General features: G+C 64.7%; 17 protein-coding genes and 1 riboswitch. Of the genes, 11 read left to right on the top strand and 6 right to left on the bottom strand.

From position 1 onward, the window contains the following. The first annotated feature begins 132 nt into the window (after nucleotides 1-132). From ACWFUC_RS08000 to ACWFUC_RS07975, 6 genes are all read left to right on the top strand, one after another. Nucleotides 133-1092: an MBL fold metallo-hydrolase gene (locus ACWFUC_RS08000; protein WP_252697296.1), complete on the top strand. Its 960-nt coding sequence runs from the start codon at nucleotides 133-135 to the stop codon at nucleotides 1090-1092. Between the two features lie 52 nt (nucleotides 1093-1144). Further along, a complete protein-coding gene (locus ACWFUC_RS07995; RefSeq protein WP_489624574.1) occupies nucleotides 1145-2890 on the top strand; it encodes an FAD-dependent oxidoreductase in 1746 nt (581 codons plus the stop codon). A 43-nt stretch (nucleotides 2891-2933) separates the two neighbouring features. After that, complete coding sequence (locus ACWFUC_RS07990) at nucleotides 2934-3161, top strand: DUF2783 domain-containing protein (RefSeq protein WP_121042872.1); 228 nt, start codon at nucleotides 2934-2936, stop codon at nucleotides 3159-3161. Between the two features lie 67 nt (nucleotides 3162-3228). After that, the gene (locus tag ACWFUC_RS07985) at nucleotides 3229-4596 is read left to right on the top strand and encodes an MFS transporter (protein WP_489624573.1); all 1368 of its coding nucleotides are present in this window, start codon (nucleotides 3229-3231) and stop codon (nucleotides 4594-4596) included. A 356-nt stretch (nucleotides 4597-4952) separates the two neighbouring features. After that, nucleotides 4953-6698, top strand: coding sequence for an ABC transporter permease (locus ACWFUC_RS07980; RefSeq protein WP_039789481.1), 1746 nt, complete (start codon nucleotides 4953-4955; stop codon nucleotides 6696-6698). 14 nt (nucleotides 6699-6712) lie between these two features. Beyond that, the gene (locus ACWFUC_RS07975; protein ID WP_039789920.1) at nucleotides 6713-8056 is read left to right on the top strand and encodes an ABC transporter ATP-binding protein; all 1344 of its coding nucleotides are present in this window, start codon (nucleotides 6713-6715) and stop codon (nucleotides 8054-8056) included. Nucleotides 8057-8107: 51 nt separating this feature from the next. On the opposite strand, the gene ACWFUC_RS07970 is transcribed toward ACWFUC_RS07975, so the two are convergent. After that, the gene (locus ACWFUC_RS07970) at nucleotides 8108-9754 is read right to left on the bottom strand and encodes a methyl-accepting chemotaxis protein (protein ID WP_489624572.1); all 1647 of its coding nucleotides are present in this window, start codon (nucleotides 9752-9754) and stop codon (nucleotides 8108-8110) included. 327 nt (nucleotides 9755-10081) lie between these two features. Next, nucleotides 10082-11536, bottom strand: a complete 1455-nt coding sequence (locus ACWFUC_RS07965) for an MFS transporter (protein WP_489624571.1) — start codon at nucleotides 11534-11536, stop codon at nucleotides 10082-10084. A 128-nt stretch (nucleotides 11537-11664) separates the two neighbouring features. Between ACWFUC_RS07965 and ACWFUC_RS07960 the strand changes: the two genes are divergently transcribed. The 3 genes from ACWFUC_RS07960 (at nucleotide 11665) to ACWFUC_RS07950 (ending at nucleotide 15065) form a co-directional block, all read left to right on the top strand. Then, nucleotides 11665-12621, top strand: coding sequence for a LysR family transcriptional regulator (locus ACWFUC_RS07960; RefSeq protein ID WP_252697222.1), 957 nt, complete (start codon nucleotides 11665-11667; stop codon nucleotides 12619-12621). Nucleotides 12622-12643: 22 nt separating this feature from the next. Then, nucleotides 12644-13036: an SMU1112c/YaeR family gloxylase I-like metalloprotein gene (gloA2, locus tag ACWFUC_RS07955; protein WP_489624570.1), complete on the top strand. Its 393-nt coding sequence runs from the start codon at nucleotides 12644-12646 to the stop codon at nucleotides 13034-13036. Nucleotides 13037-13181: 145 nt separating this feature from the next. Continuing rightward, on the top strand, nucleotides 13182-15065 hold the full coding sequence (locus ACWFUC_RS07950; protein ID WP_134221313.1) for an AI-2E family transporter: 1884 nt from the start codon (nucleotides 13182-13184) through the stop codon (nucleotides 15063-15065). Nucleotides 15066-15168: 103 nt separating this feature from the next. Here ACWFUC_RS07950 and ilvD read toward each other — a convergent pair whose 3' ends face one another. Next, on the bottom strand, nucleotides 15169-17031 hold the full coding sequence (gene ilvD, locus ACWFUC_RS07945; protein ID WP_121042856.1) for a dihydroxy-acid dehydratase: 1863 nt from the start codon (nucleotides 17029-17031) through the stop codon (nucleotides 15169-15171). A 198-nt stretch (nucleotides 17032-17229) separates the two neighbouring features. Further along, entirely contained in the window at nucleotides 17230-18672 is a 1443-nt protein-coding gene (locus ACWFUC_RS07940) for an MFS transporter (protein ID WP_489624569.1), read from the bottom strand. Nucleotides 18673-19081: 409 nt separating this feature from the next. Between ACWFUC_RS07940 and ACWFUC_RS07935 the strand changes: the two genes are divergently transcribed. Next, complete coding sequence (locus ACWFUC_RS07935) at nucleotides 19082-20035, top strand: 2-hydroxyacid dehydrogenase (protein ID WP_134135567.1); 954 nt, start codon at nucleotides 19082-19084, stop codon at nucleotides 20033-20035. A 68-nt stretch (nucleotides 20036-20103) separates the two neighbouring features. Continuing rightward, a complete protein-coding gene (locus tag ACWFUC_RS07930; protein ID WP_489624568.1) occupies nucleotides 20104-21024 on the top strand; it encodes a LysR family transcriptional regulator in 921 nt (306 codons plus the stop codon). Nucleotides 21025-21026: 2 nt separating this feature from the next. Here ACWFUC_RS07930 and mntP read toward each other — a convergent pair whose 3' ends face one another. Next, on the bottom strand, nucleotides 21027-21608 hold the full coding sequence (mntP, locus tag ACWFUC_RS07925) for a manganese efflux pump MntP (RefSeq protein WP_134135569.1): 582 nt from the start codon (nucleotides 21606-21608) through the stop codon (nucleotides 21027-21029). Nucleotides 21609-21615: 7 nt separating this feature from the next. Continuing rightward, nucleotides 21616-21797: riboswitch (yybP-ykoY riboswitch) on the bottom strand. Nucleotides 21798-21900: 103 nt separating this feature from the next. Beyond that, nucleotides 21901-22875, bottom strand: coding sequence for a cation diffusion facilitator family transporter (locus tag ACWFUC_RS07920; RefSeq protein WP_489637561.1), 975 nt, complete (start codon nucleotides 22873-22875; stop codon nucleotides 21901-21903). Nucleotides 22876-22966: the final 91 nt, after the last annotated feature.

The raw sequence follows: 22966 nt of genomic DNA, 5'->3' as shown, positions 1-22966 counted from the left end.
CACCCTGCTCACCACAGGCAACAACAAGATTTGACCTGCATTGATCCATGACGGGTTGGACGGAGACCTCCCTTGATGGCGCAAGCCATGTCCAGCCACGTCTCCAACCCATCGACACTGAACGAGGCAGACATGGCCAAGGCTTTTGCATCCCAGGCGGATCTCGACGCCAAGAAGATCACCTTTGAACGCATCTCGGAAAACGCCTACGCGTACACCGCCGAGGGCGATCCCAACTCCGGCGTCATCATCGGCGACGACAGCGTGATGGTCATCGACACCACCGCCACCCCCGCCATGGCGCAGGATCTGATCGCACGCATCCGCAGCATCACCGACCTGCCCATCAAGTACGTGGTGCTGACGCATTACCACGCGGTGCGCGTGCTGGGCGCCTCGGCCTACTTCAAGGAAGGCGGCGAGCAGGTCATCGCCAGCCGCGGCACCTACGAGATGATCGTCGAGCGCGGCGAGGCCGACATGAAGTCCGAGATCGAACGCTTCCCGCGCCTGTTCGCCGGCGTGGAAACGGTGCCGGGCCTGACCTGGCCGACCATGGTGTTCGAGAAGGAAATGACGATCTTCATGGGCAGCCTCGAAGTGAAAATCGCCCATCTCGGGCCGGGCCACACCAAGGGCGACACGGTGGTGTGGATCCCCGGTCAGAAGGTGCTGTTCTCGGGTGACCTGGTGGAATACGACGCCGCCTGCTACTGCGGCGACGCCCAGCTCGAACCCTGGCCAGCCACCCTCGATGCGCTGGCCGCGCTGCAGCCCGAAGCCCTGGTGCCGGGCCGCGGACCGGCGCTGCGAGGGCGTGAACAGGTGGCGCAGGGCATCGCCTACACCAAGGATTTCGTCTCCACACTGCTGCGTGCCGGGCGCGAAGCGGTGGCCGGAAAGATGGGCCTGAAGGAAGCCATGGCCCACACGCGCCAGCTGATGGATCCCAAATTCGGGCAAGTCTTCATCTATGAGCACTGCCTGCCCTTCGATGTCACGCGCGCCTATGACGAGGCATCCGGCATCAGCCATCCGCGCATCTGGACTGCCGAACGCGACAAGGAAATGTGGGCCGCACTGCAGGCCTGACCCGATTTGCCCGCGCCAGCACACAGAAGAGAAAGGACAGCGAGGAGACACCATGCATCCCACCCCAGCGATCGATTACCAGCAGCAACGTTTCATGTACCAGCCCTGCCTCGAACAAACCCGTCCCGCCGATGCGGCCTTGCATCCGGTGGTGGTGATCGGGGCCGGTCCGGTCGGGCTGGTGACCGCCATCGACCTGGCCCGCCAGGGTATCCGCGTGGTGCTGGTGGATGACGACGACACCCTCTCCACCGGCTCGCGCGCGATCTGCTTTGCCAAGCGCACGCTGGACATCTTCGACCGCATCGGCTGCGGCCAGCGCATGGTGGACAAGGGGGTGGGATGGAACCGGGGCAAGGTCTTCCTGCGCGAGGAGGCGATCTACGAGTTTGATCTCTTGCCCGAATGCGGCCATGCGCGCCCGGCCTTCATCAATCTGCAGCAGTACTACGTGGAAGGCTATCTGCTGGAGCAGGCGCGACAGCACAGCCTGATCGAGCTGCGCTGGAAGAGCCGGGTCAGCGCCATTGCCCATCATGGCGATCACGAAGCGCTGACGGTGGAGACTCCCGAAGGCAGCTATCTGCTCAAGGCGCGCTACGTGGTGGCCGCCGATGGCTCGCGCAGTCCGCTGCGCAAGATGATGGGGCTGGAGAGCGTGGGCCATACCTTCCGCGACCGCTTCCTCATCGCCGACGTCAAGATGGCGGCCCCCTTCCCGGCCGAGCGCTGGTTCTGGTTCGATCCGCCCTTCCATCCCAACCAGTCGGTGCTGCTGCATCGCCAGCCCGATGATGTCTGGCGCATCGATTTCCAGCTCGGATGGGATGCCGATCCGGTGCTGGAGAGAGCGCCCGAACGCGTGATCCCGCGCGTGCAGGCGCTGCTGGGCAAGGACGCTCAGTTCACCCTGGAATGGGTGAGCGTCTACACCTTCTCCTGCGTGCGCATGGACCGCTTCCGCCATGGCCGGGTGCTGTTCGTGGGCGATGCCGCGCATTGCGTCTCGCCGTTCGGCGCGCGCGGTGCCAACAGCGGCATACAGGATGCCGAGAACCTGGCCTGGAAGCTGGCCTTCGTCCTGCAGGGCAAGGCCCCCGAAAGCCTGCTGGACAGCTATGCCAGCGAGCGTGAATTCGCCGCCGACGAGAACCTGCTCAACTCCACCCGCTCCACTGACTTCATCACGCCCAAGAGTGCGGTCAGCCGCTGCTTCCGCGATGCCGTACTGGCGCTGGCGCGCGAGCACGCCTTCGCGCGCAGGCTGGTCAACAGCGGACGCCTCTCGTTGCCGGCCACGCTGCACGGTTCGCCCCTGAGCAGCGCCGACAGCGCGCCTTTCCACGGCGCGATGCAAGCCGGCGCCCCTTGCACCGATGCGCCGGTGCTGACCGACACCATACCTGGCTGGCTGCTGCCGCATCTGGGCGACCAGTTCGTGGCGATGATCTTTGCCCCGCCGGCCTCCCTCTCTGCCGCGCTGCTGCCGGCGCTGGTGCGGCTGACCGAAGGCAGCCTGCCGCTGCGCCTGCTGTTCGTCAGCGGCGCGCAGGCGAGTGCGGAAGACCACACCGTGCTCTCGGCACTGGGAGACGGTGCCGTGCAGGTACAGGACATCGAGGGCCTGGTGGCGCAACGCTACGACGGCCAGCCGCATACCTGCTACCTGATCCGCCCCGACCAGCACGTCTGCGCACGCTGGCGCACGGTCGATGCAGCCGCACTGGAGCAAGCCCTGCAGCGCGCCACCGGCCACGAGCCCGCTGCGCAGCCGGCCACGGTGCTGGACGCGGCCTGATCCCTTTGCATGACCTGACAACACTTTCAACAAGGAGACGAGCATGAGCCTCAATACCGCCCCCAACCTGACGCGTCCGGACGACTTCTATGAAGCCCTGATCGAGATGCATCGCGGCCTGGACGACGCCACCAGCCAGGACGTCAATGCGCGCCTGATCCTGCTGCTGGCCAATCACATCGGCGGCCACGAGGTGCTGATCGAAGCCATGCAGCGCGCGCGTGCCGGGGTGGACCCGGCAGCATCGGCTGCGCTGGCCGAAGCAGCCTGAGCGACCCACCTCTTTCATCGACATCCACAAGAGCACCGCCACAGGTGCCTGTTCAACGGAGACTTTCATGATGACCCCATCCCCGGGTGCCGGCACGCTGGCCGCCCCTTCCGCACTCAAGCTGAGCGTGGCGGCCGAAGACGCGATCTATCGCAAGGTCTGGCTGCGCATCATTCCCTTTCTTTTCATCTGCTATGTGGTGTCCTTCCTGGACCGCATCAACATCGGCTTCGCCCAGTTGCAGATGAAGCAGGACCTTGGCTTCAGCGACGCCATGTATGGCCTCGGCGCGGCGGTGTTCTATGTCGGCTATGTCCTGTGCGAGGTGCCCAGCAACATGCTGCTGGCCCGCTTCGGCGCACGCCGCACCTTTTCGCGCATCATGGTGCTGTGGGGCCTGGCGTCGGTGGGCATGATGGCCGTCAGCGACGCGACGCATTTCTATGTCTTGCGCTTCCTGCTCGGCGTATTCGAGGCAGGATTCTTTCCCGGCATCGTGCTGTATCTCAGCTACTGGTTCCCGGCACGCCGCCGCGCGGCGGTGATGGCGATCTTCTTTGCCGGGGTGGCGGTAGCGGGCGTGTTGGGCGGACTGGTCTCGGGCTGGATCATGCGTGACATGGCGGGCGTGATGGGCCTCTATGGCTGGCAGTGGATGTTTGCCATCGAGGGCGCACCGGCGGTGTTGCTGGGGGTGCTGGTGATCTTCCTGCTGGCCGACGGACCGGCGCAGGCCACCTGGCTCACGCCGGAAGAACGCGGCTTCCTGCAGAACCGCCAGAGCCAGGAAGCGCTGCGCACGCATCACGTGAGCGCCCACTCGCTGACGGCGCTCAAGCAGGCGCTGTCGCATCGGCCGACCTACCTGTTCGCCTTCATCTACTTTGCGCTGACCTGCGGCTCGCTCACGCTGAACTTCTGGATGCCGCTGATGATCCGCGACTTCGGCATCAAGGATGTGGTGCAGGTCTCGCTCTACACCGTGATCCCCAACGCCATCGGCGCCATCGGCCTGATCCTGATCGCGCGCCGCTCGGATCGCCGCAATGAACGTCACGGCCACTTCCTGGTATGTACCACCGGCGGTGCGCTGGCACTGGCGGCGCTGACTCTGCATCCGTCGAGCTTTGCGGTGTCGCTGGGGCTGCTGTCGGTGGCGGCGGTGCTGATCTTTGCGGCCCTGCCGATCTTCTGGTCGCTGCCGCCGGGCTTGCTACCGTCCCAAACCATCGCGCCCGGCATCGCCTTCATCTCCAGCGTGGGCATCACCAGCGGCATCGTCAGTCCCTGGCTGATCGGCCTGGTCAAGACGCGGACCGGCAATATCGATATCGCGCTGTATATCCTGGCGGGATTGCTGTTGCTCAGCGGCTTGACGATGTGGACGATGATCCCGCGCAAGGGGGTGCCGGAAGGGCAACGGCAGCCCGCCTGAAACGGTCCTTCACTTCGATGCGCGAAGCCGTCCTGTGAAAACAGGGCGGCTTTTTTGTTGGCGACATGGCGATACGTTGCGGATCGAATTCGGCGGACGTCAGCCTTTTTCGTCTCCAAGGCGTTAAGCCACAAGTTTGCTTCCAGCGAAGAACCAAATGTCGGCCTCCGGAAAGCTGGTCAAGAAACTGTCAGAATTCCTTGATACAGTGACGCGCCGGTCCCGGGGGGTGACGGATCGGTCATGAATGGATCGTGCACGACCGGTCTCGGCGCGCCTGACCATGCCTTGCCGAGCCAACACCGCCACAACCGCACTTACCGCCAACACCGCCATCCAGCCTCGCCGCCATGACAATGAAGACCACCTCGCCGCAACTGACGGCCTATGAAGAAGTCAAGCCTGGCTTCGGCTGGATCGATGCGCTGGTGCTGGCGGTGCTGTTCGGCCTGCTGTGGAGCGCCCTGCACTTCGGCAAGGGCATGCTGGTGCACTTCGATCCGTCCGACCAGTTGGAGGTCGACAGCTCGCCCGCCATGATCCCCTATTACGCCGGCCGCACCCTGCTGCGCATGTGGATCGCCTTCGCGTTTTCCTTGTTCTTCGCCATCGGCACCGGCTACCTGGCCGCCAAGAGCCGCCGCGCGCGTGCCCTGATCCTGCCAGCGCTGGACATCCTGCAATCGGTGCCGGTGCTGGGTTTCCTCTCGGCCACCGTGGCCGGCTTCATGGCACTGTTCCCGGGCAGCCTGATGGGCGTGGAATGCGCGGCCATCTTCGCCATCTTCACCGGCCAGGTGTGGAACATGGCCTTCGGCTTCTATCACTCCATGGTCACCATCCCGACCGACATGCAGGAAGCCGCTTCCACCTACCGCCTCACCGCGTGGCAACGCTTCCGCACGGTCGAGCTGCCAGCTTCGGCGCACAGCCTGATCTGGAACTCGATGATGTCCTTCGGCGGCGGCTGGTTCTTCGTGGCGCAGAGCGAAGCCATCAGCGTCATGAACAAGGACCTGAAGCTGCCCGGCCTCGGTTCCTACATGGCCCAGGCGATCGACCAGGGCGACCATACGGCGGCACTGTGGGCGGTCATCGCCATGCTGGCGCTGATCCTGGTGAGCGACCAGCTGGTCTGGCGGCCGCTGCTGGCCTGGGCCGACAAGTTCAAGATCGAACTGACCGAATCGACCTCGCCGCCGACCTCGTGGGTGTATGACCTGCTGCGCGGCTCCTACGTCTTTACCTGGCTTGATGAAAAACTGTGGCTGCCGCTGGGCGACTGGCTGGCGCGCCGTCGTCCGGCCACCTCGGCCGCGCCCACGCCGGCCCGCATCACCCGTGAGCGCTGGACCAAGCGCGTCATCACCGGCGCGATCTGCGGCCTGCTGATCTTCGAAGCCCTGCGCGGACTGGTGGCCGCCATCGATGCCTTGCACGGGGCCATGAGCTGGAGCCTGTTCGGCCACATCGTCTGGCTGGGTTTCCTGACCATGCTGCGGGTGCTGGCCATGACCGTGATTGCCACCCTGATCTGGACCCCGGTGGGCGTGTGGATCGGCTCCAAGCCGCACATCGCCCGCTTCGCCCAGCCGCTGGCGCAGATCGGCGCGTCCTTCCCGGTCAACATGACCTTCCCGCTGGTGGTGGGCTGGTTCGTGGCCGCCAACGTCAGCATGAACTGGGGCAGCATCCTGTTGATCGCCATGGGCACGCAGTGGTACATCCTCTTCAACGTCATCGCCGGTGCCATGGCCATTCCCAATGACCTGAAGGAAGCCGCCCGCATGTATGGCCTGTCGCGCTGGAATTTGTGGAAGACCCTGATCCTGCCGGCCATCTTCCCGTTCTGGGTGACCGGTGCCTGTACCGCCGCCGGTGGCGCATGGAATGCCTCCATCGTGGCCGAGCTGGCCAGCTGGGGCGATGTCTCGCTCAAGGCCGATGGCCTGGGTGCTTATATTTCGGCAGTCACCAAATCCGGTGACACGCCCCTCATCATCGCCAGCATCGGCGTGATGTCGATGTTCGTCGTGTTGATGAACAAGTTTGTCTGGCGTCGCCTGTATGCCTTCGCCGAACGCCGTTTCCGCCTCGATTGACCTTGAGCCACGCCATGACCATGACTTCTCCGCAACAACGTCCCGCCGTCGCTGAACTGTGCGCCGTCAGCAAATCCTACAACACCGCCGGCGGCCACGAGCTCAAGGTGCTGGACAACATCGACCTGGCCGTGCACGAGGGCGAACTGCTGGCCCTGCTGGGCCAGTCCGGCTCGGGCAAGTCCACCATCCTGCGCTGCCTGACCGGCCTGGTCGAACCCAGCTCGGGCCACACCATGGCCGCCGGCAAACAGCTCAATGGCGTCAATCGCGATGCCTCGGTGGTGTTCCAGACCTTTGCGCTCTACCCGTGGCTGACGGTGGAACAGAACGTGGCCGTGGGCCTGATGTCGCACAACCCGACCCGCGAGGAACGTGATGCGGCAGTGGACCGCGCCATCGAACTGATCGGCCTGGGCAACTACCACAGCGCCTATCCGCGTGAGCTCTCGGGCGGCATGCGCCAGCGCGTGGGCATTGCGCGCGCGCTGGTGTCCAAGCCCAAACTGCTGTGCCTGGACGAAGCCTTCAGTGCCTTGGACGTGCTGACCGCAGAGAACCTGCGCCAGGAATTGATCAGCCTGTGGCGTGCCCCGGACAGCGGCCTGACCTCCATCTTCATGGTCACCCACAACATCGAGGAAGCGGTGGAAATGGCTACCCGCATCGTCGTGGTATTCCCGCGTCCGGGCCGCCTGGGCCTGGTGCTGGAGAATCCGCTGCCCTATCCGCGCGACTCCAAGAGCCCGGAATTCCAGCGCCTGGTCAACATCATCCACGAAGCCATCACCACGCTCTCCCTGCCCGACCTGCCGCCGGAAGTGCATGTGCCGGGCGAGCCGATCTCGCGCGGACGCAAGCGCATGGAATCCATCCCGCTGATCCCGGTGGGCCAGATCCTGGGCCTGATGAGCCTGCTGCACGACGAGCCGGAACTGAACAACATCTACGACATCTCGGACGAGATCGGCAAGGAATTCGGCGAGACCATCGGCACCGTGAAGGCCGCCGAGATCCTGGAACTGGTGGATACGCCCAAGCAGGAGGTCTACCTGACCGACCTCGGCCGCCGCTTCGTGGCCGCCGACCGCAAGGGACAGCGCGCCATCTTCGCCGAGCAGGTCTACAAGCTGCGCCTGTTCCACATCATCCTGGCGGTGCTGGGCGAAGCGGAAGAAATCGAGGCCGAACGCGTCTTGAAGGACATCGGCAGCGCCCTGCCCTACGACAATCCCGAAAAGACTTTCGAGACCATGATCGCCTGGGGCCGCTATGCCGGTCTCATGGATTACAACGCCAAGACCGGCATGGTCTTCGTCCCCAAGGACGAAGACGAGGAAGACGGCGGCCAGGGCTAAGGCTCGCTGGGCCGGCAAGCGCCGGCCTGCAACTGCTTCGCGCAGCCAGTCTCAGTGCAGGGCCGCCAGCGGCGCGCCCTGCAAGCCCGGTGCAGCAGGCGATGCATGGCCACTGCCGGGCATGGTCGAGGCATCCTGGCGGATCTTGAAGATCGACACCACCTTCAGCAAGCCACTGGCCTGTTGCGACAGCGACTGCGCTGCCGCACTGGCTTCTTCCACCAGTGCCGCATTCTGCTGGGTCACCTGATCCATCTGCACGATGGCCGTGTTGATCTGCTCGATGCCGCTGCCCTGTTCCTGGGTCGCGGTGGCGATCTCGTTCATGATCTCGCCGAAGCGCTGCACCGAGGCCACGATGCCGCTCATCTGCTCACCGGCGCTGGCCACCAGTTGCGAGCCAGCGCCAACATGCGCCATCGATTCCCCGATCAGGTCCTTGATCTCCTTGGACGCCACCGCACTGCGCTGCGCCAGCGAGCGCACTTCCGAGGCGACCACCGCAAAGCCGCGCCCCTGCTCACCGGCACGGGCCGCTTCCACCGCTGCGTTGAGGGCGAGGATATTGGTCTGGAAGGCGATACCTTCAATCACGCCGATGATGTCGGCCATCTTGCCCGAGCTGGCCGAGATCTTGTCCATGGTCGAGACCACGCGATCGAAGGCTTCGCTGCCGGTGGCTGCCGTCTCGGCCGCACCACCCGACAGGCGCAGCGCCTCGGCGGCGTGGCTGGTGTTCTGGCGCACGGTGGTGGTCAGCTCTTCCATGCTGGCGGCGGTTTCTTCCAGCGAGGCGGCTTGTTCTTCGGTACGTTGCGAGAGGTCGAAGTTGCCCTGTGCGATCTGGCCGCTGGCCACCGAAATGGTCTCGGCCGCCGACTTGATGCCGTGTGCGATCACGTTCAACTGGTAACGCATCTGCTCGATGGAAGCCATCAGGCTGGAGCCGTCGCCGTCCCGCAGGCGCACCGTGGCGGTGAGATCGCCCGAGGCAATCTCGCGCGCGATGGCCTGCGCCTCCGACGGCTCGGCTCCCAGCTGGCGCAGGATGCTGCGCGCAATCAGAGCCGAGGCGGCAATACCCACCAGCAGCGCCAGCACGACGGCGGTCAGCATCACCGTGCGCAGCCAGGCGTAGGTAGTACGTGCATCGGCGGCAGCTTCCTCATTGAGCTGGTCTTCAAAATCGGCCAGCTCGGTAAGCGAATTGATCCAGGCCAGTTGCTTGGGCCGCACTTCGGTGATGAGCACCTTCACGGCATCGGCCGGCTTGTTGTCCAGACCCAGCTGCAGCGCCTTGGCCATCAGCGGCACGGTGGCGGCTTCATCGGCCTTGATCTTCGACAGCAGCTGCTTCTCGCGCTCGGTGGTAGCGGCTTCCGTGCTGAACATCTTGTCGAGCGCAAGCAAGGCATCGGCGTAAATCTTTTCCTGCCGCGCCAATGTCTGCGACTCCACGCGCATGCTTTCCTGATCTTCCAGCAAGGCAATATTGCGAATCGCGATGGCGCGCTGACTCAATGCGTTGCGCAAGACGGTAACCAACTTGGTTTCGGCATTATTGATGGCAGTGATGTCGGTGAGTGCATCATTGATGCGCGACATGCCTGCCATGCCCAGTACGGAGATGCCCAGCAGAAACACGAGAATCAGGCCGAAGCCCAACGCCAGCCTGGTCACGACTTTCAACTTGCCCATGGTATTGCCCCCTTTTGCGGTATCCCCCGGCCGATGGAAGGTGAGGCCGGAGAGAGTTTGACGGAGCTTGCCCGGGAAGGACTGCGGGACCTGAACGCTTGAGTGGGCGAGGAGGGGTGAAGCGGGACGCTGTTGTGATTGTGGTTCGCCCTGTTGCAGTCAATCCGCCGGCAAGCAGAACCAGTCTATGCTCCTGCCTGCCGGGACAAAGCGAGAATCAGCGAGGATTTATCGGCTCACTAAAAAGTTACCAATTTGGGTACATTTCAGTCAATGATGAGCTCGGCGGGCGTTGACGTTTTCTGCACCATGGCCCGCGAGGGCAGATCAGGCGGGCGATTGCGCCTTGCGCCGAAGACGGCTGGCGCTGACCGCAGTCGCCAGCGCCGTGGCCAATACCGCGATCCACAGCGCGAGACGAATCGCCTCGCCATCCTGCGCCGCACTCATGCGCACTTCCCCTTGCGCGACGGCACCGGCGGTGTAAATCGCCAGGACCGTACCCAGCAAGGCGGCGCCCAGGCACTGGCCGAAGGTGCGCATGATGGCCAGCACGCCGGAGGCATTGCCGCTGCGTTCGCGGGCAACGTTGGACAACATCTCGCGATTGTTGGGACTCTGGAAGAAACCGAAGCCCATGCCGCACACCAGGGCACGCCAGCCGATGTCCCAGGCCTGGGCGTGATCGGGCAGCAGCGCCAGCAAAGCCAGGCCTACCGTAAAGAGCGCCAGGCCCAGGCTCGACAGCAGCGCGGGGGAATGGCGGTCCGCCAGTTTGCCCGCATGCGGCGCCACAAGCACGATGCCCAGCGGCCAGGGTGTGAACAGCGCCGCCGATTCAAACGCGGTATAGCCATAGCCGTTCTGGAACAGGAAGGGCAAGGCCACGAAGGCGATGCCCTGCCCCACGAAGGACGCCAGCGAGGTCAGTGCGGCCAGCGAGAAACGCGCATTGGCAAAGATGTCCAGCGGCAACAGCGGCTCCGGCACGCGGCGCTGCCCGCGCACGAAAGCGGTGCCGGCCAGCAGCGCCACCAGCGCGTAGGCTGCCGCCTCCAGCATGGCATGAGTGCCCTGCCCCGGTTCGGCAAAGCGCGCACAGGTGTCGGCGGCCATGATGATGGCACCCATGGCCAGCGCCGACCACAGCGCACCGGCCACGTCGAAGGGTGCCTGGACCGGTTTGCGTGTTTCCGGAATGGCACTCCACGACAGCAGCACGGCGACGATGCCCAGCGGGACGTTGATGAGGAAGATCCACTCCCAGCCCAGCGCGGCCAGCAAGGTGCCGCCCAGTACCGGACCGACGGCGGTGCTGGCGGCCACCAGCACGGCATTGAGGCCAAGGATGCGGCCCAGCAGGCGATTGGGAAAGACGGTGCGATGGATGGCCGGCGCTATGCTCAGCATGGCCGCGCCGCCCAGCCCTTGCAGCACGCGCATGGCAATGAGCAGATCCACCGAGCGCGACAGGGCGCAGCCCAGCGACGCCAGCGTAAACACGGCGAGCCCGGCCGTGAACTGGGTACGAAAGCCCAGCCGTGAGGACAGGGCCGCAAACGCGGCCAGCGTCATCGCGGTGGCCAGCAGGTAGGCGTTGGCCACCCACACGGAAGCCGCGGCCGAGGTCTGCAGGGCCAGGCTGATCTGCGGCAGGGCGACGTTGATGATGGTGCCGTCGAACACGGCCATGGTGGTGGCCATCATGACAGCCAGCATGGCGCGGCGGCGCTGCACGCCCGGCAGGCCTTCGTCGCCGGGCAGGTCGGTAAAGAGTGACATGGGGATCGCTTGGGAAGATCGAATCAGGTCTTCACTATAGCCAGCCGCGAGACAAGGCGGAAGACGCATGGCTTGCATTGGATCATTGCACGGGACGCCATGTCACCCCTCGCATGCTAGGATGCACCATGCCCGATACCGACCTCAACCTCCTGATCGCTCTGGATGCCCTCATCGCCGAAGCCAGCGTGGCCGGGGCTGCGCGCCGCCTGGGCCTGAGCGCCTCGGCCATGAGCCGCACCCTGACGCGCCTGCGCCAGGCGACCGGCGACCAGTTGCTGGTGCGGGCCGGGCGGCAGATGGTCCTGACACCCTGCGCGGAAGCGCTGCAGGAGCGTGTGCGCAACGTGGTACATGAAGCGCGCTCGGTGTTGCGCCCTTCGGTACCGGAACTGGATGTGGCGCGGCTGGAGCGCGACTTCACCATCCGCGCCAACGAGGGCTTCATCGAAGCCTGTGGTGCCGCGCTCATCCGTGCCGTCACCCGCGAAGCGCCGCTGGTGCGCCTGCGCTTCGCGCCCAAGGTGGAGCGCAGTCCGCTGCCCCTGCGTGAAGGCAGTGCCGATCTCGAAATCGGCGTGGCCAGCGAGATGGGACCGGAGGTGCGCCTGCAGACCCTGTTCCGTGACCGTTTCGTCGGTGCGGTGCGGATCGGCCATCCGCTGGCGGCCCTGCGGCGCGTGAGTGCCGAGCGCTATTGCGCCTATGAACATGTGAGCGCTTCGCCGCGCGGCGACCGCGCCAGTCCGCTCGATGCCGCGCTGGCCGAGCGCGGTCTGGTGCGCAAGGTGGTGGCGGTGGTGCCGAGTTTTCCCGGTGCGCTGGCGGTGGTGCGCAACTCCGACCTGGTGGCCATGGTGCCGCGCTCCTTCCTGACCACGGCCGGCGCGCCGCGCAAGGATGGCAGCGCGTCCGGCATCCATCTGTTCGAATTGCCGATCGCGACCGCTCCCATCATCGTCTCGCTGATGTGGCATCCGCGCGTGGAGCTGGACCCGGCGCACCGCTGGCTGCGCGACAAGGTGCGCGCGGTCTGTGCCGGACTGGCGCAGCACGGTGCGGGTGCCAAAGGCCGTCCCGGCTGAACCCTTTTCCTGAAAGCATTCCATGCAACTGCAAGGCATTCATCATGTGGCCGTCATCTGTTCCGACTATGCCGTCTCCAAGGCCTTCTATGTGGACCTGCTGGGTCTGGGCGTGATCGCCGAACATTACCGCCAGGCGCGCGACTCCTGGAAGCTGGACCTGGGCCTGCCCGATGGCAGCCAGATCGAGCTGTTTTCCTTCCCTGAACCGCCGCCCCGTCCTTCGCGCCCCGAGGCCTGCGGCCTGCGCCATCTCTCCTTTGCCGTGGCCGACGTGGCTGCCAGCAAGGCTGAGCTGGAGGCCAGTGGCGTGGTGGTGGAAGACATCCGCGTGGATGAATACACGGGCCGGCGCTTCACCTTCTTCGCCGATCCGGATGGGCTGCCACTGGAACTGTATGAAGTGATCCGCTGAACTGGCCCGTCCGCAAGCCGCGCCACAGCTGAGCTTGCGCGGCATGGTGCAGAAAACGTCAAGCCGCCATGCGCGCACCGCAAGGGCAACGGCTATACTCGCGCTGCATTCCTGACCGGCCTGCCTTCCTGCCCACATCCACGCCATGCAAAACCTCAAGACTTCCGCCTTCTCGCGCCTGAGCTCCACTACCTTGCTGGGGGCTGCCGTGGTGCTGGGCATGCTCTACTTCGGCCGCGACATCCTGGCTCCGCTGGCCGTAGCCGGCATCGCCAGCCTGATCATCCTGCCGCTGGTGAGGAAACTCGATGCCCTGGGCCTGAACCGGGCGGCGGCGGCCATGGTCTCGGTGCTGCTGGTCGGTGGCTGCCTGGTGGCACTGGCGGTGGTGCTGACCTTCCAGCTGGTGAGCGTGACCAGCGACCTGCCGCAATATCGCGAAGGTATCCAGGACAAGGTGGAAAGCGTGCGCGCCATGGCCGAGCGCCCCTTCGCCAGGCTGGAAGCCGAACTGAGCGCGGTAATCCCGCAGCCGGTTCCGGAGAGCGCGCGCAGCGGCAAGAAAAACAGCCGGACCGCAGCCGCCGCCGCTGCAGCGGCGGCCACGCCCGAAGCCGATACCCGCATGTCGGTACGCGGCGCCTTGCGGCGGCTGTTTGCGCTGGCCTGGGGGCCGATCGGCCAGGCCGGCATCGTGCTGGTGCTGCTGGTGTTCATCCTGCTGGAACAGGAGTCCCTGCGCGAACGCCTGATCCGCCTGGCCGGGCTGACCGAGATGAGCCGCACCATGCAGGCGCTGGGCGATGCTGCCGAGGGCGTGTCGCGTTTCTTCTTTTCGCAGTTCGTGGTCAACCTGGTGTTCGGACTCATCATGGGCGCGGTGCTGGCCGCCGGCGGCGTACCGCACGCGGTGCTGTGGGGTGCGCTGGCCGGGGTGCTGCGTTTCGTTCCTTACCTGGGCGCGCTGGCGTCCGGACTGATGATTTCGGTCTTCATCGCCGCCATTGATCCGGGCTGGTGGCTGGCGCTGTCCTTCCTCGCCTTCTACGTGGGGCTGGAAGTGATCGTGGCCAACTTCATCGAGCCGCGCGTGTATGGTCACAGCTCCGGTCTCTCTCCGCTGGCGGTGATCGTCTCGGCGCTGTTCTGGGGCACGCTGTGGGGCCCCATCGGCCTGCTGCTCTCCACCCCGTTGACGCTGTGCCTGGTGGTGGCCGGACGCCACGTGGCCGCACTCGAACCGATCACCATCCTGCTGGGCGAAGCGCCGGACATGACGCACGCTGAGCGCTTCTACCAGCGCGCCCTGGCCGGTGAATCCGAGGCCATCATCCGCGATGCACGCGGCCATCTTCAGAAGCAGAGCTTCGCCAAGTATTGCGACCAGATCCTGCTGCCGGGCCTGGCCTTGGCGGCATTGGACCTGCGCCATGGCCGCATCGAGGGTGCGCAGCAGGAACGGCTGCTGCATTCGGTGTCGCAGCTCACCGAAGTGCTCACGCAAAGCCCGGGCGCACCACGCAGCCTGCGTCGCCGGCGCGAAGTGCCATTGCTCAACAGCGGCGTCGGCGCACACCTGCGCGAACTGCGTCAGGCGCGGCTGGGCCGCTGGCAGGGTTCGCTGGATGTGCCGCAGGGCTCGGTGGTGCTGTGCGGCGGCTTGCGCGGGGAGCGCGATGACCTGCTCTCCGAACTGCTGGTGCATGCGCTGCGCGTGACCGGCATCGATGCCCGCAGCATCACGCTGGACCAGCCCGAGGATGAACAGCCCGATACCAGCAAGGCGGAACTGGTATCCATCGTGTTCCTGGTCTATCCGGTGCGCGAGAAGCTGGAGGCGTGGATGGCGGTGGTGCATGACCTGCGCGAGAACCTGCCGCATGCGCTGCTGGTCACCATCCGCCCCTCATTCTTCAATGAAGAGGTAGAGGCCACGACCGTGAAAGAACAGGTGGACATGGTGCTGTCGTCCTTCGAAGAAGGGCTGGCGTTTGCGTCTACGCATATGCGACCGGCGATCAAGGCGTAAGCCCGCGCAACCTCAATGCGCAGGAGAAAAAAACCGCCCGGCTCGCACCGGGCGGTTTTGCTTTTGCAGCGTCGTTTCGTCGCGGTCAGTGACGTCGCACGTATCAACGCTTCAACTGCGACAAATCACGCACGGCACCGCGATCAGCCGACGTGGTCAGCGCCGCATAAGCCTGCAGTGCCTGCGAGACCACGCGCTGGCGGTTGCCCGGCTGCCACGCGGCATCGCCACGGGCGTCCATCTCGCTACGGCGCTTGGCCAGTTCTTCACCGGAGATGCGCAGGTTGATGGTGCGGTTGGGGATGTCGATATCGATCATGTCGCCCTCTTCCACCAGGCCGATGGCACCGCCTTCGGCCGCTTCCGGCGACGCGTGGCCGATCACCAGGCCCGAGGAACCGCCGGAGAAGCGGCCATCGGTGAACAGCGCGCAGGCCTTGCCCAGGCCCTTGGACTTGATGTACGAAGTCGGGTACAGCATTTCCTGCATGCCGGGGCCGCCCTTGGGGCCTTCATAGCGCACGATGACCACATCACCGGCCTTGACCTTGTCGCCCAGGATGCCTTCCACAGCCGCATCCTGGCTCTCGAAGACGCGTGCGGTGCCGGAGAACTTCAGGATGCTTTCATCCACGCCAGCGGTCTTGACGATGCAACCCTTCTCGGCGATGTTGCCGTACAGGACCGCCAGGCCGCCGTCTTGCGAGTAAGCGTGTTCGCGATCGCGGATGCAGCCGTTGGCGCGGTCCAGGTCGCTGTCTTCAAAACGCTCTTCCTGCGAGAAGGCCGTCTGCGTGGGCACGCCACCGGGGGCGGCACGGAACAGCTTGTGCACGGCCGGATCGCTGGTGACGCGGATGTCGAATTTCTCGATGGCTTCGCCCAGGGTCTTGCTGTGCACGGTCGGACGCGAGGTGTCCAGCAGGCCGGCACGGGCCAGCTCACCCAGGATGGCGATGATGCCGCCGGCGCGGTGCACGTCTTCGATGTGGTACTTGTTGGTCATCGGCGCGACCTTGCACAGGCAGGGGACCTTGCGCGAGATGCGGTCGATGTCGGCCATGGTGAATTCCACCTTGGCTTCGTGGGCTGCGGCCAGCAGGTGCAGCACGGTGTTGGTGGAGCCGCCCATGGAGACGTCCAGGGCCATGGCGTTTTCCCAGGTTTCCTTGGTGCAGATGTTGCGCGGCAGGATGCTGTAGTCGTCCTGTTCGTAGTGGCGCTTGGCCAGTTCGACGATCAGGCGGCCAGCGCGCAGGAAAAGTTCCTTGCGGTCGGCGTGGGTCGCGAGAACGGTGCCATTGCCCGGCAGCGACAGGCCCAGCACTTCGGTCAGGCAGTTCATCGAGTTGGCGGTGAACATGCCCGAGCAGGAACCGCAGGTCGGACAGGCCGAGCGTTCCACTTCGGCCACGTCGGCGTCGGAGATGTTCTTGTCGCCGGCCTGGATCATGGCGTCGACCAGGTCGAGCTTGATGACCTTCTTGTCGGTGTTGACGGTCTTGATGACCTTGCCGGCTTCCATCGGGCCGCCGGAGACGAAGACCACGGGGATGTTCAGGCGCATGGCGGCCATCAGCATGCCCGGAGTGATCTTGTCGCAGTTGGAGATGCAGACCATGGCGTCGGCACAGTGGGCGTTGACCATGTATTCCACCGAGTCGGCGATCAGGTCGCGCGAGGGCAGCGAATACAGCATGCCGTCGTGGCCCATGGCGATGCCGTCATCCACGGCGATGGTGTTGAATTCCTTGGCCACGCCGCCGGCCGCCTCGATCTCGCGCGCCACCAGCTGGCCCAGGTCCTTCAGGTGCACGTGGCCGGGCACGAACTGGGTGAAGGAGTTCACGACCGCAATGATGGGCTTGCTGAAATCGCCATCCTTCATGCCGGTGGCACGCCACAGCGCACGCGCGCCGGCCATGTTGCGGCCTTGGGTGGTGGTATAGGAACGGTAGGTCGGCATGATGGGTGTCTCCTCAGGGCTGCTTAGGGAAAAAGGGAGCCCAAGAGTGCCTTCGGGGAGAGTGTTTGTCCAATATATAATTCGATGCCTATTAATATCCGTAGGATATTATTCCAAAACAACATGGATAGCCTCTTCAGGCAAGCAAAAGGCCCGCACCATGGCGGGCCCTTCGCGCTTTCACGGCTCAGATGAGACTCAGGCTTCCTCTCCGGCCTTCCTCACGGTAATCGGTTCCACCACGCTCAGCAGCAGCACCAGGCACAGCAGCGAGGTGCCGACCATGTAGAGGAAGACACTGTTCCAGTCATAGCGATCCAGCAGCATGCCCACCGCCAGGGGGGCGCAAGCCCCACCGATCTGCCCCAGCGAATTGACGATGCCGAACGCGGTCGGATAGGTGGACTTGGTCGCCAGCCCCATGGGATAAGCAGAATACCCGGCAAAGCCGATGCCCAGCATCAGGCCCGACAACATCAGCATGGCCCCGAGATACAGCACGCTGTCCGGCGCTTCCACCAGCATCAGCGTCATCACGGCCGTGCCCAGCGCACCCAGCAGCATCATGGGCTTGCGGCGGCCACCGAGCAGGCGATCCGAGATGATCCCGCCCAGCATGTTGCCGGCCACCGCACCGATGAACGGAGCCGAGGCCAGGAAACCCATCTTCACCGAGGCAAACCCCTTGACCGTCACCAGGTAGGTCGGGATCCATGACATGAAGATGTTGCTGATGCCGATCATGCAGCCATAGCCGATGGCCACGCCGATCACGTTCCACGAGGTGAAGACCTGGCGCAGCGTTTCCAGGCGCGGCACGCGGCGGGTACGGTTGATGCCGTCCAGCCAGGGCATCGGTGCCACTTGCGCGCCCTGGGCCGGGCGTGCGCCGCTGCTGGCTAAACCGGCCGGCACGTCCTGAGTGATGTAGCGGCGTTCGGCCTCATTGCAGAAACGATTCTCGGCCGGCGAATTGGTCACCAGGAAGAACCACAGGATGGCCAGGAAAATGCCCGGCACCGCAAAGACGTAAAAGATTTCGCGCCAGCCCCAGAGCTGGATGACGATGATGCAGACCGTCGGCACGATCAGCGGGCCGAGCTTGGAGGCGGCAATCCAGAGCCCGGTGGCGGTGCCCTTTTCCTCGGGCGGGAACCAGCGATTGATGACGTTGGTACAGCCGATGCCCAGCGGACCTTCCGACAAACCCAGGCCGACGCGGTAGAGCTGCAACAGCAGCACCGAGGAGGTCGTGCCCATGAGGCCGGTGAACAGCGAAGTCAGCAGCATGAAGACGGAAAAGAGAATGCCGGTGGTCTTCTCGCTCAGGCGCTTGTACATCAGCCCGACCGGAATCTGCACGATGCCGTAGGCAAACGAAAACAGGCTCACGATCAGCCCGGCTTCGGTATTGGAGATGCCGTATTCCTTCTTCATGTACGGCAGGGCGATGCCGAAATTGGCGCGGTCGGCGCAGGCAATGGCCCAGATCATGAAGATCAGGCCCATCACCACCCAGCGATAGCGGGTCGGTTTCTGCTGGGCCAGCGGTGCGGACGCGCTGGCGGCCGGGGCTGCGGATGAGGCGGATGCGGCGGAACTGCGGCGGCCGACCGGGTCGGCGGCGTCGACGTGATTCATCGTCGGACTCCTTGGGCGTGTCTCGTGTTTATCGTTATGGATGGCGGCAATGGCGTGGCACTGCCGCGCTCAGGACGGCAGCGTGCGGCCGGTCCGGGGTGATCCCAGGTTCATGCTTGTCTCCTGTGCGGGTGGCGGGCTTTGTTGTGTGTCCCCGGAGGGATCTGTTGACGCCCGGCATTCATTGCGGCCCCTGCGTGTCTCGGTGGCCGACGCTGGGAATCATGGCGGCGGCCCTGCATGGCGTCCAATCTTTTCTGGCTATCAGGTGATGTGCGGATTGAATCGATACTGATACCGAATCAGTCACCATTTCGTGAATCAATTGATAGCCTTTTCGGATTGGACGCCCTGCCCGAATGCCCGCATCATCCGCCGGCATTGCCACCGAACGAGAAGGAGTCCCCCCATGAAACGCCACGTGCTGCAGCTCAATCCCATCCTGGTCCCGGCCATCAACGACAAGCTGGAAAGCCTCTATCACATGCACCGCCTGTTCGAGCAGGACGACAAGGAAGCCTACATCGAGCGCCATGGTGCGGTGATCGAAGGCGTCATCACCGGCGGCCACACCGGCATCAGCAATGCGCTCATGGATCGCCTGCCGGCGTTGAAGGTTGTGGCGGTCAATGGTGTCGGGACCGATGCGGTGGACCTCAACCATGCGCGCAGCAAGGGCCTGCCGGTGACCGGCACCTTCGGCGCGCTGACCGAGGATGTGGCTGACCTGGCCTTGGGGCTGATGCTGGCGGTGAGCCGGCAGATCTGTCCGGGCCATGCCTTCGTGCAGCGCGGTGACTGGGTGCGCCATCCTTCGCCGACGGCCATTCCACTGTCGCGCCGCCTGAGCGGCAAGCGCGTGGGCATCGTCGGCATGGGCAAGGTGGGCCGCGCCATCGCCCAGCGCGCAGCGGCCTTCGGCTGCCCGATCGCCTATACCGACCTGCGCGCCATGGAGGACCTGCCCTACACCTTCCAGGCCGAGCTGCTGCAACTGGCGCGCGAGAGCGATGTGCTGGTCCTGGCGGCCGCCGCCGACAAGGCGCAAGGCATCATCAATGCCGCCGTGCTCGATGCGCTCGGACGCGAAGGCATCCTCATCAACATCGCGCGCGGCAAGCTGGTGGTGGAAGAGGATCTGGTGGATGCCCTGCAGCGCGGCGTGATCGCCGGTGCGGGTCTGGATGTGTTCGTGGATGAACCCAACGTACCGGCGGCCTTGTTGCAAATGGACCAGGTGGTTCTGCAAGCCCATCGCGCCAGCGCCACCGTGGAGTCGCGCACGGCCATGGGCGAGATGGTGCTGGCCAGCCTGGCGCAAGGTCTGGCCGGACAGCGGCCGGAGGGCAGCCTCACCACCTGAACAGGATCATGGCCGTGGCCGGGAGCGTAACTGCCTATAATGCACGCTCCCCTTACCGGCGAATCCCCATGCTCGATCTGGCTCAAGTCCGTTGTTTCGTGGTCGCTGCGACCGAACTCAATTTCCGTCGTGCAGCGGCGCTGCTGAACATGACCCAGCCGCCCCTGTCACGGCAGATCCATCTGCTGGAACACAGGCTGGGCGTGCAATTGTTTGAACGGGTCGGACGCACCGTGCGCCTGACCACCGAAGGCCGGGTGTTCCTGGCCGATGCTTCACGCCTGCTGCAATTGTCGGAGCAGGCCGAGAGCACGGTGCGCCGCGCCAGCCAGGGCAAGACCGGGCGGGTGCGGGTCGGCTTCACCGGTGCGGCCGGCTATGAGCTGATTCCTGAGCTGCTGATGCAGGCGCGCAAGAGCCTGCCCGAGATCGACGTGGTGCTGTTCGAACTGATTTCGGTGTCGCAACTGGAAGCCTTCACCGCCAACACCATCGACATCGGCTTCCTGCGGCCGGTCTCATCACGCCAGCCGCTGGAATTGCAACTGGTGGATGACGAGCCACTGGTGCTGGCCATGCCGCAAGGCCACGCGCTGGCCGCGCATGAGCGCATCGCCACGGCCCAACTCGATGGCCAGCCCTTCATCATGCATTCGCCCACGCATGGAAAATATTTCTACGAACGCATCATGGCCATGCTGGGTGCGGCGGACGTCAAACCCGATTTCACGCAATACATCGACCAGAGCCACACCATCCTGTCGCTGGTGCGTGCCGGGCTGGGCGTAGGCATCCTGCCCGCCTCGGCCCAGCGCTTCCATTACGACCGGGTGGAATTCCGTCCGCTGGCAGGCGACATGCCGCGTGCCGAGATGAGCATGGCCTGGCGCGCGGACCAGGACAATCCGGCGGTCACGGCCTTCCGCCTGATGGCCGCCGACTACTGTGCCGAACGCGCAGCCAGGCTGCGTCCGGCGGCACCAGCCTGATATCAGCCGCCCACGCGGCTCAGGTGTTCATAGAGGATCGCCGCGCCCACGCCAATCAACACCACGCCACCGATGATCTCGGCGCGCTTGCCGATCAGGTGGCCCAGCACGCGGCCGACCATCACGCCGATGGTGACCATGGTGGTGGTGGCCAGGCCGATCAACAGCGCGGCTTCGAGGATGTTGACGTCGATGAAGGCCAGGCCCACGCCCACGGCCATGGCATCGATGCTGGTGGCCACCGCAGTGAGGGCCAGCATGACCACGGATTGCTTCTGCGGGGTAGCACTGGCCTCTTCTTCCTCATCATCGTCGCTCAAGCCTTCGCGGATCATGCGCGCACCCAGCACCAGCAGCAGCACGAAGGCGATCCAGTGATCCCATTCCGAGACCCACTTGGTCGCGACAGAACCGGCGAACCAGCCGATGAGGGGAGTGATGGCTTCGATCACGCCGAACAGCAGGCCGATGCGCAGTGCCTGCAGGAAGCGTGGCTTCTGCATGGCGGCACCCTTGCCGATGGCGGCCGCAAAGGCGTCGGTAGACATCGCCAGCGCGAGGAGAAGGAGAGCGGGGAAATTCATGAGCGGGGATTCCTTGGCCGGGCGAAAAGTCCATGGACGCGCCTGCGCGCCCAGCCTGGCCGCAGGATACGTCTATGGTCTCGCCTACCTGGATGGCTACCCGCGCCACGGCAGCGATGCTGCCGAGAATGTTGACACGGGCTCTTCCGGATGACCCGGAAGCTGGCTACTCCCCAAAGAGAAGCCCGGATTTTAAACGAAGACGGCCGCGCTAGACAAGTTGTCGTGCCGGGTTCGTCAGAATGCTGCGGCGTACGCTACACAATGTATTGCCAGGCAGACATTGTGACGATCAGTACGCATCACCCTGCTCTACCGCATCGACCGCATCGACCGCATCGACCGCATCGACCGGATCCACATGCGTCATCACATCCAGCACAGGATGCGCTTCCAGCACCCGGCGCCGCGCGTCGATGGCAATGGCATGGCCTTCGGTGACGGTGAGCGTGCCATCGATTTCCAGATGCACGTCCACCAGCGTGAGATCGCCCATGCGCCGCGTGCGCAAGTCATGCACCCCCTGCACTCCGGGCGTGGCGAGGATGGTAGCGCGGATGGCCTCGCCTTCTTCAGCGGACACGGCGCGGTCCATCAGGTCATGCAGCGCGCTCCAGAAAAATCCCCAGCCGGTGCGCACCACCATCAAGCCCACCACCGCCGCAGCCACCGGATCCAGCAAGGTGAAGCCCGCCAGGCTGCCGACGATGCCCAGCGCCACCACCAAAGAGGAAGCCGCATCCGAACGCGCATGCCAGGCATTGGCCACCAGCATGCTGGAGCGCACGCGCTCGGCGATGCGCAGCATGTAGCGGAACAGCAGTTCCTTGGCCAGCAAGGCCGCCAGCGCCACCCACAAGGCCGCCACATGGACCGGTGGCGTTTCGCCATAGTGCTGGATCTTCTGGGCCGCCGACACCAGCATGCCCAGGCCCACCGCCAGCAGCAATGCACCCAGCGCCAGCGAGGCCGCCGTTTCGTAACGCTGGTGACCATATTGGTGATCGTCGTCAGCCTGCTTGCGGCTGTGATGGCCCGCCAGCAGCACCACGAAATCGGAAATGAGATCGGACAGCGAATGAATGCCGTCCGCAATCAGGGCCTGCGATCCGGAGAACACGCCGGCCGTGACCTGCAGCATCACCAGCGCGATATTGACCACGATGCTCACCAGCGTACTGGTGCGGCCAGCGCGATAACGGGCCGCACTCAATGCCTCATCGCGAGGATCTTCCCCCTTGAAGTCTTCTATTTGGGTACTTAACATAAAACCAACGATAAGAGCCTAATCTAGAGCCAAAATTGGCAAAACTTGTGCTATCGAACAAATTACTGGATCATCTTGCCACATTACAATG

It is taken from the genome of Herbaspirillum sp. Her4, assembly GCF_057961335.1.
The sequence above is the reverse complement of the archived record's forward strand: the minus strand, read 5'-3'. Positions and strand labels throughout refer to the sequence as shown.